This window comes from Galactobacter sp. (assembly GCF_022712295.1).
Lineage (GTDB): Bacteria > Actinomycetota > Actinomycetes > Actinomycetales > Micrococcaceae > Galactobacter.
The window spans coordinates 17791-29201 of sequence record NZ_JALAGT010000101.1; the positions used below are offsets into that span (position 1 = coordinate 17791).

11 protein-coding genes are annotated in these 11411 nt (G+C 67.5%); 2 read left to right on the top strand and 9 right to left on the bottom strand.

Features of this window, described 5'->3' with window-relative positions; all coding sequences use genetic code 11:
- Positions 1–15 precede the first annotated feature (15 nt).
- The 8 genes from Q0A15_RS07630 to Q0A15_RS07665 all read right to left on the bottom strand — a co-directional run bounded on the left by Q0A15_RS07630 (position 16) and on the right by Q0A15_RS07665 (position 9950).
- Complete coding sequence (locus Q0A15_RS07630; protein WP_291278927.1) at positions 16–1833, bottom strand: helicase HerA-like domain-containing protein; 1818 nt, start codon at positions 1831–1833, stop codon at positions 16–18.
- Between the two features lie 51 nt (positions 1834–1884).
- The gene (locus tag Q0A15_RS07635; RefSeq protein ID WP_291278928.1) at positions 1885–3246 is read right to left on the bottom strand and encodes an LLM class flavin-dependent oxidoreductase; all 1362 of its coding nucleotides are present in this window, start codon (positions 3244–3246) and stop codon (positions 1885–1887) included.
- Positions 3243–5081: an ABC transporter ATP-binding protein gene (locus Q0A15_RS07640; protein WP_291278929.1), complete on the bottom strand. Its 1839-nt coding sequence runs from the start codon at positions 5079–5081 to the stop codon at positions 3243–3245. The genes Q0A15_RS07635 and Q0A15_RS07640 overlap by 4 nt, the downstream gene beginning before the upstream one ends.
- On the bottom strand, positions 5078–5974 hold the full coding sequence (locus Q0A15_RS07645) for an ABC transporter permease (protein ID WP_291278930.1): 897 nt from the start codon (positions 5972–5974) through the stop codon (positions 5078–5080). Before Q0A15_RS07645 ends, Q0A15_RS07640 begins: the two co-directional genes overlap by 4 nt.
- A complete protein-coding gene (locus Q0A15_RS07650) occupies positions 5971–7014 on the bottom strand; it encodes an ABC transporter permease (RefSeq protein WP_291278931.1) in 1044 nt (347 codons plus the stop codon). The genes Q0A15_RS07645 and Q0A15_RS07650 overlap by 4 nt, the downstream gene beginning before the upstream one ends.
- Positions 6992–8665 (bottom strand): ABC transporter substrate-binding protein, encoded by a 1674-nt coding sequence (locus tag Q0A15_RS07655; protein ID WP_291278932.1) that lies wholly within the window; start codon positions 8663–8665, stop codon positions 6992–6994. The genes Q0A15_RS07650 and Q0A15_RS07655 overlap by 23 nt, the downstream gene beginning before the upstream one ends.
- A gap of 342 nt (positions 8666–9007) precedes the next feature.
- Positions 9008–9754, bottom strand: a complete 747-nt coding sequence (locus Q0A15_RS07660; RefSeq protein WP_291278933.1) for a sulfite exporter TauE/SafE family protein — start codon at positions 9752–9754, stop codon at positions 9008–9010.
- Positions 9755–9797: 43 nt separating this feature from the next.
- The gene (locus tag Q0A15_RS07665; protein WP_291278934.1) at positions 9798–9950 is read right to left on the bottom strand and encodes a hypothetical protein; all 153 of its coding nucleotides are present in this window, start codon (positions 9948–9950) and stop codon (positions 9798–9800) included.
- On the opposite strand from Q0A15_RS07665, the gene Q0A15_RS07670 reads away from it, so the two are divergent.
- Together Q0A15_RS07670 and Q0A15_RS07675 are read left to right on the top strand one after the other, a co-directional pair.
- Positions 9949–10563 carry a dihydrofolate reductase family protein gene (locus Q0A15_RS07670; RefSeq protein WP_291278935.1) on the top strand — a complete coding sequence of 205 codons (615 nt, stop codon included), beginning with the start codon at positions 9949–9951 and terminating at the stop codon, positions 10561–10563. The two genes, Q0A15_RS07665 and Q0A15_RS07670, sit on opposite strands and share 2 nt — an antisense overlap.
- A gap of 161 nt (positions 10564–10724) precedes the next feature.
- Complete coding sequence (locus Q0A15_RS07675; RefSeq protein WP_291278936.1) at positions 10725–11090, top strand: hypothetical protein; 366 nt, start codon at positions 10725–10727, stop codon at positions 11088–11090.
- Here the strand turns inward: Q0A15_RS07675 and Q0A15_RS07680 are convergent.
- Positions 11087–11411 (bottom strand): transposase (locus tag Q0A15_RS07680; protein ID WP_291278937.1); only part of this gene is annotated, 325 nt, incomplete at its 5' end. The two genes, Q0A15_RS07675 and Q0A15_RS07680, sit on opposite strands and share 4 nt — an antisense overlap.

The window sequence follows — 11411 nt, forward strand, 5'->3', positions numbered from 1 at the left end:
ATCGTCTTCCACCGTTCAGCGGCGCCGCTTGCCGTTGCCGAAGATCCCGCGGATGAGCTGGTTGACCACCTGGGTGGCCGCCTTCTCCACCACGCGGTCCATGGGCGAACGGGTCTTGCGCGCCGGGGAGGACTTGGCCTTGGCCGGTTTGGGTGCGGCGGCCTGTGCCTTGGCCCGTTCCTTCTCCTCCGCAGCGGCCTGCTGGTCCGCTGCCGCCTTCTCCATCTTCTGGGTCAGCAGCTCGTGCGCGGATTCCGGGTCGATCCGGGTGCCATATCGAGCCAGTTGACCGGATGCGGCCACCGTCTGCGCCACGACCTCTGCGGGCGCGGCATTCATGAGCCCCTGTGGAGCCCTCACCCTGGTCCACGCCACCGGGGTGGGCGATCCTTTCTCATTCATCACGGTCACGATGGCCTCGCCCGTGCCCAGTTCCTGCAGCACCCGCTCCAGGTCATAACCGGACTTGGGATAGGTGCCAACGGTGGCTTTCAGGGCCTTGGCGTCATCCGGGGTGAAGGCCCGCAGGGCGTGCTGCACCCGTGAGCCCAGCTGGGCCAGGACGTCCTTGTGCACGTCCTTGGGTGACTGGGTCACGAAGAAGACGCCAACGCCCTTGGATCGGATCAGTCGCACGGTCTGGGTGATGGCCTGGATGAAGTCCTTGGAGGCGCCGGTGAAGAGCAGGTGCGCCTCGTCCAAGAAGAACACCAGCTTCGGGCGGTCCTGGTCGCCCACCTCGGGCAGCTTCTCGTACAGCTCTGCCAGCAGGTACATCAGGAACGTGGAGAAGAGCTCCGGCCGCCCGGCCACTCCGGGCAGCTCGAGCAGCGAGAGAACGCCGCGGCCGTCCGGCGCGGTCTTGACGAAATCCATGACGTCGAATTCCGGCTCGCCGAAGAAGACGTCGGCCCCGGACTCGGCGAAGGCCACGAGTTCGCGCAGCAGCACGCCTGCCGTGGCGGAGGAGAGCCCTCCGATACTCTTGAGCTCCACCTTGCCCTCCCCCGTGAGGTACAGCAGCAGCGTCCGCAGGTCGTCGAGGTCCACCAGCGCCAGCCCGTGCGCATCCGCGTAGTGGAAAACGAGCCCCAGGCTGGATTCCTGGGTGTCGTTGAGGCCCAGCACCTTGGAGAGCAGCAGCGGCCCGAACCCCGAGACCGTGGCGCGGACAGGAACCCCGGACCGAGCAGCGTCCTCGGCGTCTCCCAGCGTGTAGAACTCCACGGCCGACGCCGTTGCCTCCCACTGCTGGCCGATGGCCGTGGTGCGGGAGAGCAGCTTCTCGCTGGACTCCCCGGGCACGGCCATGCCGCTGAGATCGCCCTTCATGTCCGCGGCGAAGACGGGAACACCGGCCGCGGCGATCTGTTCCGCCATCCCCTGCAGCGTGCGCGTCTTGCCCGTTCCGGTCGCACCGGCCACGAGCCCATGCCGATTGAGCATGGACAGCGGGATGCGGATCTGCGCCTCCGGAACGGGCTCACCGTTGACCAACGCTCCCATGTCCAGGGTGGGCCCCTCGAACGAGTACGCCTGGCTGATGCCGGCCACGTCGGCCGCGGACAACGGGCCGTCGGTGCCCGACGCCGGGGCCGCCTCAGGCGCGGCCGGCGCCTCAGGTTCCTCAGGTTCCGCAGGCGCGACCGGCGCCTCTGGCGCCGGTTCAGCGGGAGTGGCCGACGCGTCGTCGGCCCCTCCCGGAGTCCCTGCCGCCTGCGCCGCGGCTTCCGCGGCGGCCAGCCTGGCCTCCGCCTCCTTCAATTCCAGGGCGGCGCGGGCGGCCTCCGCCTCTGCCCTCAAGCGTGCGAGTTCCGCATCCTGTGCGTTCATGCTTCAGAAGCGTAACCGGATGAGGGCGCCACGGGTATCAACAACCGCCGGTCATACCCCCACGGGCGCGAAGGCACCGCGGTACTTGGCCCCGGGGTGGGACTCGGGGAGACGGTCGTGGCCGAAGAGCTTCTTGCGCAGCGTGCCCTCCTCGTACTCGGTCTTCGCCAGCCCACGCTCGCGCAGGACGGGCAGCACCTTGTCCGCGAACTCCCGGAAGGAGCCGGGGATGACCCAGTTGATGACGTTGATGCCGTCCACGCCTGCGTCCTGCCACGCCTGCAGGCCGTCGGCGATCTGCTCCGGTGTGCCCACCAAGGTCTGGCGGGTGGCGCGGTGACGCATGAGGTCGGCGACCACTGGCTCGCGGTCGGTGATGGCCTTGGCCAGCCACTCCGCCTCACCGCGCGCCGAGTTGGTCTGCAGCTGCGCGATGGGGGTTTCGGGCGGGTACACGCGACCGTCCGGGTCCACCAACGCGGAGTGTGCCGCATACCCTTCAGCGGAGACGTACTTGAGGTACTCCTGCTCCTTGGCCCTGGCCTCCTCCTCGGTGTCCCCGATGATGAAGCTGACGCCCTGGAAGAACTTGATGTCCTCACCCTTGCGCCCGTAGGACTCGGCCTGCGCGCGCGTCTCCGTGAGCTGCTGACGCGCCAATTCGGGGTTGGGCGCCATGAGGAACACGGCCTCCGCATTGCGGGCGGCGAAGGCACGCCCGGCCCCGGAGGAGCCGGCCTGGTACAGCACCGGCGTGCGCTGCGGGGTGGGCGAAACCAGGTGCGGCCCCTCCACGTCGTAGCGCTCGGAGTGGTGGTGGATCTTGTGCACGCGATCCACATCTGAGTATGAGCCCGAGCGGTCCTTCAGCACGGCGTCGTCGTCCCAGGAGCCCTCCCACAGCTTGTAGGTGACGTCGATGTACTCCTCTGCCCAGTCGTAGCGTGCGTCGTGCTCCACGAGCCGGTTCAGCCCGAAGTTGCGGGCGCCGTTGTCCTGCATGCCGGTCACCACGTTCCAGGCGATGCGCCCTCGGGTGATGTGATCCAGCGTGGAGATCTGACGGGCGAACTGGAAGGGGTGGGACTGCATCACGTTCGAGGTCACGGCCAAGCCGATGTGCTCGGTGTTCACGGCGAGCGCGGAGATGAGCACGGTGGGGTCGTTGGAGGGAATCTGCAGTCCCTCACGCACGTAGGTGTCGAACGGGGCGTCCGCGTCCCCGTAGAGGCCGGTGACGTCGGCGAAGAACATGCCGTCGAACTTGGCCTCCTCCAGCAGTTTGGCAAGGTTCACCCAGGTGTCCACGTCCTCGAAGTCCACCTGGCCGGCGTCTGGCCTGCGCCACTGGCCGTGGTGGATGTGGGAGGTCGTGGTCATCACGAAGGCGTTGAAGAGCAGGGGCGTGGTCATGAGAGGTCCTTCCGGGTGGGGGTGGCATGGTCGTCGGGGAGGGCCGACGTCGGGTGGTCGGGCCGCGTGGAGGACACGAGTTCCGCCGTGTAGGCGTCGGCCGGTGAGGTGAAGATGGTGTCCACGTCCGCATGTTCCACGACGCGGCCGTCCTTCATGACGAGCACGTCATCTGCCAGGTGGGCGATGACACCGAGGTCGTGGGAGATGAACAGGTAGCTCAGTCCCAGGCGGTCGCGCAGGTCCACGAGCAGGTCGAGTACCTGGGCCTGGACCGATACGTCGAGCGCCGAGACGGCCTCGTCCAGGACGATGACCTCCGGGCGTGAGGCCAGTGCGCGGGCGATGGCGATGCGCTGGCGCTGGCCTCCGGAGAGGGTGAGCGGGTGCCGTCCCGCCACAGAGGCCGGCAGCCGGACCAGGTCGAGCAGCTTGGCGACGCGTTGCTCACGTTCGGCACGTGGGACTCGCTCGCGGATGGCGTCCAGCAGGATCTTCTCCGTGGTCCAACGGGGGTCGAACGCGGAGAGTGGATCCTGCTGCACCACCGCGATCTTGCGGCGTTGCTTCCTGCGGTGCCGTTCCGGGACCCCGGAGAAGGCGGCGCCGTCCAGTCGGACCTCGCCGGCGTCGGGTTCCTCGAGACCCAGCGCGATCCTGGCCGTGGTGGACTTCCCGGACCCGGATTCGCCCACGATGCCGAGCGTGCGCCCGCGACGCAACTCGAAGGAGACGCCGTCCACGGCCTGGTGATGCCCGGCCGGTGTGCGGAACGCCTTGCGCAGGCCTTCGGCCTGCAGCACCACGTCCTCCTGCCCCACGGCGGTGTCCGGCTCCCTCCGAGTACTGTCCTGGGTGGCGTCGGCACCCGGCCGGCCCGCGCCGTCGGGCACCGCGCCGTCGGGCACCGCGCCGTCGGGCACCGCGCCGTCGGGCACCGCGCCGTCGGGCACCGTGGACAGTCGGCGTCCCCGAGTGTGGGGTCCGGGGACGGCCGCGAGCAAGGACTTGGTGTAGGCGTGCTGTGGGTCGCCCAGGATCTGCTCGGCCGGGCCCTCCTCGACAATGTGCCCATCGTGCATCACGGACACCGTCTCGGCCAGGTCACCCACCACGGAGAGGTCATGACTGATGAGCAGGACCCCTACGCCGCGGTCCTTGGCCTGGTGGATCAGGCCGAGGACCTGCCGCTGCACGGTCGCGTCGAGGGCGGTGGTGGGTTCGTCCGCCACCAGCAGATCCGGTTCACCGGCCAGGGCGGAGGCGATCAGCGCACGCTGCCGGAGGCCACCGGAGAGCTGGTCAGGACGCTGCCCTGCCCGCAGTTCCGGCTCCGGGACGCCCACGTCGGAGAGCAGTTCGATGACTCGGCGACGGCGTTGGCCCGAGGACAGGTTCGTGTGCAGGCGCAGGACCTCGTCGATCTCGCGGCCCACGGGTCGCAGCGGGTCCAGGGAGAGCAACGCGTCCTGGAGGACGAACCCGATCCGGCCGCCGCGGACGTCGCGCCAGGTAGCGAGGTCCAGGGAGGTGAGGTCGTGCTCGCCGCCCCGACCCGCGAGGCTGAGGCGGTCGGCGCTGACCGCGGCGCCCGCGCCGGTGAGGCCCACCAGGGTACGGGCTGTCACCGACTTGCCGGACCCGGACTCCCCCACCAGCGCGTGGCAACGGCCACGCTCCACGCTCAGGGAGACGTCGTGCACCACGGGGGTGAGGCGACCGCGTTTGGTGAAGCCGACGTTCAGGTGGGAGACGCTCAACAGCGAGGCGTCCGTGGGTCCGTCCGTCTGCTGCACGTCGACCTCACCGGGATGGGTCTGGAGTGTGGCGGTCATCGGGTCTCTTCCTTCTCTAGAACGTCCTGCAGCTTGCGGCCAAGAGCGGTGGCGGTGACGGCGAGCGCCACGATCACCAGGCCGGGGATCACGGTGAGCCAGGGGGCCTGGACCACGTAGGGGCGGCCGGCGTCCAGCAGGGCTCCCCACTCGGGATTCGGGGGTGCAACTCCGAGACCGAGGAAGGCCAGGGAGGACGCCCAGACGATGGACTGGCCGATGCACATGGCGATCACGCCTACGAACGGGCGCAACGCGTTGGGGAGCACGTGGCGGAAGAGCACCCTGGAGAACGGGTGGCCAAGGGTCACGGCCGCCTCCACGTAGCCCGAGTTCATGGCCTTGAGGATCTGTGCGCGGATCATGCGGGCATACCCGGGTGCGGTGCCGATGGCGACGGCGAAGACCTGGGCGGTGGCCGAGGGGCCCGTGATGGCCACGATCAGCAGGGCCAGGAGCAGGGTCGGGAACGCGAACTGGATCTCGATGATGCGGTTCACCAGGGCTCCCACGGCGCGGCCCACGTGCGGGATGCGCTCGGAGAGTGCGGCGAGCGAGCCCAGGATCACGGCGGTGACCATGGAGACCACGGTGGCGCCGACACCGATCCAGAGGGAGAGCCCGGCGCCGTGCACCACACGGGTGTAGAGGTCACGGCCTTGCACATCGGTGCCGAAGGGGTGATCCCAGTTCGGGGAGACCAGGGAGTCCTTCAGGTGGAGTGCGTACGGGTCACCTGGTGCCAGCAGGGACGGTGCCACCGCAGCGACCACGAAGGCCAGGGCCACGATTCCCGCGACGAGCGTTCCCCACGGGAAACGGCGTCGCCGACCGGCCTTGGAGGCGGACGATGCCGCGCCCCGTTGCTTCAGGGAGGGGGTCTGGGCGGTCATGATGCCTTCAATCGCGGGTCGATGATCACGTAGAGCACGTCCACCACCAGGTTGGCGATGACGTAGAGGGCGGCGATCAGGACCACCACACCGGTGACGATGGGCAGGTCCTGGGAGTTCACCGCCTGGACCAGCGCGGAGCCGACTCCGCCGCGGGAGTACACGGTCTCCACCACCACGGCGCCGGAGATCGTGGCGCCCAGCGCCCAGCCGGACAGGGTCACGGGTGGGATGAGGGAGTGGCGCAGCACGTGACGAACGCGGATCGCGGTGTCCCGCATGCCTCGGGTCCGTGCCGTGGTGACGAACGGTTGGCGCAGTTGGTCCTCGAACTCGGTACGCATGGACTGGGACATGAACCCGGCCAGCGGAATCGCCAATGTCAGCGCGGGGAGCACGATGCCGATCGGCGCAGACCCGGAGATCACCGGGAACCAGCCCAGGCCCGCCGCGAAGACCAGCAGCAGGATGATGCCGAGCCAGTAATGCGGCAGCGACGCCGTGAACGCGTCGGTGAGTTCTCCGAAGACCCGGACGGGCTTGCTGCGTCCGGCCGTCAGCAGCGTCCAGACGACCATGAGCACCCACGCCAACAGGATGGCGGTCAGCGTGAGGGTCAGGGTGGCGGGCAGCTGCTCGCCGATGACATCGGTGACCGGCCGGAACTGCTGGTAGGACAGTCCAAGGTCCCCGCGCAGCAGGCCGCCGAGGTAGCTGAAGTACTGGCCGAGGACCGGATGATCCAGCCCGAACATGTCCACCACGGGCGCCAGTTCTTCCGGGCTGCGCTCGGTGGCCTGTCCGGCTCGGATGTTGAAGATGGCCTGCGCCTTGTTGCCAGGCAGCGCCAGCTGCGACAGGAACGCCACCGTGGCCGCGCCCCACAGCGTCACCAGCGCGCCGCCGATGCGCAACGCGATCTTGGTCAGGACGCGGCGGGAGGCGCCGCTGCCAGCGGGAGCCGACGACGAGGCGTCGGGCACTTGGTGGTTCGCGACCGGTTCGGTACCAACCGGCTCAGTTCGTGAAGTAAGCGTCATGGAAGACCGGACCCCCTTGTGCGTTTTCCTGCCACACGTCGTGGAGGTCGGTGGAGATGGCGAGCGTGCTCAGGCGGTCGTAGAGACCCACCGCCAGGGCGCGGTCGGCGATGTATTCCTGGGCCTTGCGGTAGAGGGCGTTCTGCTTGTCCTCGTCTGCCTCCGCGTTGGCGTCGGTGATGATCTTGGCGAGCGTCTTGTCCTCGTAGAACGCGGAATTGTCCGCGTAGGCATGCTGGTCCTCCGGCGCCCAGTTGATCCAGAGGATCCCCGCGTTGATGGCGGTCCAGTAGCCGGGGTAGATGTCGCGCTTGTCCGGCGTGCCGTAGGAGCCGCCCCACCACTGCGCGGGAGGGACCGGGTTGAGGTCCACCTTGAATCCGGACTTGCGGACCTGCTGGGCCACGCCCTGCAGGATCTCCCCACCCTCGGCGTTGAGGATGGTGCCCGCACCATAGGGCAGCTTCACCTCGAGGACCTTGCCGTTCTTGGTGCGGTAGCCGTCCTCGTTGCGTTCGGTCCACCCTGCCTTGTCGAGAAGTTCGTTGGCCTTGTCCAGGTCGAACGGGTACCGCTCGGCGGCCTTCTTCGAGTATCCCGGGGAGGACTGGGAGACGGATCCGTTGCCTTCCACGGGGATCACGCCGCGCCCCACGGCCTTCACGAGCGGTTCCTGGTCCAGGCTGTAGGCGAAGGCCTGTCGCACTTTCTGGTCGGTGAAGATGCCCTGCTTGGTGTTGAACGTCAGCTGCTGCGGGCGGCCGCCGGTGACGTACTTCAAGCGCTGGAAACCGGCATCGCCGAGGTCCTTCCAGTCGATCGAGGGGACGTCGTAGATCGCGTCGACCTCATCGGCCTTCAGGGCCGAGGAGCGGGTGGTGGCGTCGGGGACGAACTTCCAGTTGACGGCCGCGACCTTGGCCGGGCCCTGGTGCTTGGCGTTGGCCGGCCAGGACGTGTAGTCGACGTTGCGCTTGAGCACGATGTTCTGCCCGCGGTTCCAATGGTCCACGGTGAAGGCGCCGGAACCGATGGGCTGTTCGCAGTTCTGCTGCTGCGTTCGGGTCTTCAGGGCGTGCGCGGACTGGATGCCGAAGTAGCCCTGTGCCAGCGTCTCCGGGAGTTTCGGGTAGGGGCTCTTCAGGTTGATCTGCAGCGTGTTCTTGCTCGTCGCCTTCGCGGACTCGTACTGGCTGCCGATCCATGCGGCGGCGGTGGAATTGCCTCCGTCCTTGATCCAGTAGTCGAAGTTGGCCGCGATGGCCTTCGCGTCCACGTCCGTACCGTCCGTGAACTTCACTCCGTCCTTGAGCGTGAAGGTCCAGGTCAGGCCGTCCTCGGAGGACTTCCAATCGGTGGCAAGCCACGGGACGGCGTTCTTGTCCTCGTCCAGGGCGGTGAGCTGGTCCAACACCTGGTAGGAGAGGTAGGCCTGCTCGATCCAGCCTCCGAAGACACACATGGGTTCCTGCTGGTGTGCATACGTGATGGTGCGCTCGGCCGAATCGGTGCCGGCTTCGTCGGTGGGGTCCCCGCAGGAGGTGAGGGTGGTCGCGGTGGTCAGCGCGAGAGCAGCGAGCGCGATCGTGGATCCGCGCCTCACCTTGTTTCGCGCCCGGGCCGCGGCTGCGTAGTGCCGTAGGCGTGTCATTGAAGGAAGTTCCTCGTGATGAGTTCAGTTGTGTGCGCCCAGATCTGCTGGGGACGCAGGCACTACTGAACACGTGGCCGGCTGAGGTGCGCGAGGAGTCGCGGAACACGACGTCACGAAGGGTGTATGTGACTCACCGTGACGTGGTGGAAGGCAGTTCTTGGCTCCGGTTCGGCGTCATCTGAGGACTTGTGGCCGGTTCCGAACCGGATCGTGCGAAACTGCACCCGGCCCGGCCCCTTCCTACGGTCAGAAACCGTTCCTACGGCGCCGGCTGAGTAGTCAGCACCGTAGTTGTGGTTCTGAACCGTAGCTGTGTCGCGGGCCAGGTATCGGTGGCTGTCAGATCAGCCCGATGCTGCCCCTGATCACGGCTGCGACCGCTCCGAGTGCCGCGAGGGTCATCGCCAACGCCTTGGCAGCGGACGGACGCACGTGCTTGGCGAGCAGGCCGCCCACCCACGCGCCGACGAACACAGCGGCCACGGCAGCGACGGCCAGCCAGGGGCTTGGCCACTCGCCTTCTCCCCCTCCCACGCCGGCCAGGAGTTTCGCGATCACGGAGCACAGGCCCAACGTCGCGAAGACCGGCTGCATCGTGGCCGCGTAGGAGACCTGCGCCCACCGGGTGAAGCGGGCGTTGGCGACCATGGCGGCCGCGGCGACGCCGGCGGTGACGTTGAACAGGCCACCGAAGATGCCGCTGATGATGTTCGTGGGTGTCTCCGGCGCCTTGGGCGCGTGCCGCAGGAAGGCCGTGATGGCCAGGCCCAGTAGGACCACGGAACCCACCACGATCTGCAACCACGCCGAAGACAGGTTGGCCACCAGAATCGCGCCGGGGATCAGTCCGATCATGGCGCAGGAGACGATCACGGCGTAGCGCTTCCAGTCCACCTGCTTACGGGCCTGGATGGTGAGGGTGCCACCGGAGACCGTGGTCACCGCATTGGTCACGAGGACGCCGTGGGCGGGACCGATCAGCAGGGACAACACCGGTGCCACGACCAGGCCCACACCGGCGCCGGAGATCCTCTGGAGGACGGTTCCGACCAGCACCGCCACCCCGGTGATCGCTACGGCCCACATGCTCCCCACTGTAACCGCGGGACGAGGCGCTCCTGCGCCTACGTCAGGCTGGACACCGGGCGACCAGTTCCGGCAGGAGGACCTTGGCGGCCACCATGTGCTCCTGCTTGGGCACTCGGGGGGTGAAGTCGACGCCTGAGCCGGGTATCTTGTGGGCTCCGACCACGCTGCGCCCGGACCCGAAGGAGTGAACCATGCGCAAGCTCGTCATCAACAACATTGTCTCGCTCGACGGCTTCTACTCCGACGCCGACGGCAACCCGCTCGTGTTGAACATGGATGCGGCCTTCGACCAGGCGAATCTGGACAGCATCAATGATGCCGACATGGTCCTGCTGGGAAGGGACTCGTTCGACGGTTTCAGCGCCCACTGGCCCTTCGTTGCCGAGGCTCCCGAGCCGGAAGATCCGGACGCACCGGAGGCCGCGGCATTCAGCGCTGTCAATCGCGAGATGAGCCGCCGCTACAACGCGATACCCAAGGTCGTCGTGAGCGACCGTGGACCCGTCCCGGCCGACAACGCCTGGGCACGGTCCACCACCGTTGTCCCGCGCGACGAGATCGGCGCGTGGCTTCGCGAAGCCAAACAAGCCGGTGACGGCGACATCGTGGCCTTCGGAAGCCGACGGACGTGGAACGCGCTTCTTGCAGGCGGGCTCGTTGACGAGGTGCACCTGATGGTGAGCCCCTGCGCCCTCGGGGCTGGAGTGAGCTTGTTCGGTTCCCCTATCGCCCTCGACCTCCTCGAGTGCCGCCGATTCGAGGAGTCGTCGAACGTGCAACTGCGCTACCGAGTGGCCTCGCTCTAGACATCAGAGCGACGTAGCTTCGTCTCTACCGACCGGGTCCGGACGCACCGGCCCGGAAGGTGTCGCGAGTCTCCGGATCGTGCAGGTGGCCTGACCGTCACCCGCCCCACGGCCCCGGGCAGAGGGACAACACAGAGACAGAGAAGATGAAAGGAACTCCAATGGATATCGTCTTGCCCTCCGGCTGTGGCAACGCCCCTCGAACCGACGTCGTCGGCGACTTCGCCGTGAACTGGGCTGCTGGGGAGGAATCAGCCGTCGCCGAATGGCTCACCGAAGACGCCGCGTGGACCCTCGTGGGCGCAGACACCTACGGCGGCACCGACGCTGCAGCGATGACCGGCCCACCGTTCAAGCCAGAGCGCGTCGAGCTCCTGTCGATCATCACGCACGGCCGGCTTGCGTCCTGCGACGGCTACTTCGAGGCGGCGGATCAGCGGCTCGCTTTCAGCCACGCGTTCCGCTTCGCGAGCACATCGAAGACGGCCAAGATCGCAGAGATTCGCAGCTACTGCATCGCCCTCTAGTGTCGCGTTTCGGAAGTTGGTAGGCGGTTGGCTTTCGTGAGGATCTGGTCGGCGGTTTTGGTCCAGACGATGGGATGTTTGCGGTCGTTCCAGCCGGTGATGAATTGACGGATCTTCGCATTCAGATCACGTACAGAGGTGAAGATCCCGCGGCGGATGGCTTGACGGTCGATGATCCCGAACCAGACCTCCACGAGGTTCAGCCAGGATCCTGAGGTCGGGGTGAAGTGCACGTGGAAGCGCGGGTGTTCCTTCAGCCAGTCCTTCACCTCAGGGGTCTTGTGTGTTGCGTAGTTATCCATCACCAGATGCAGTTGTTGC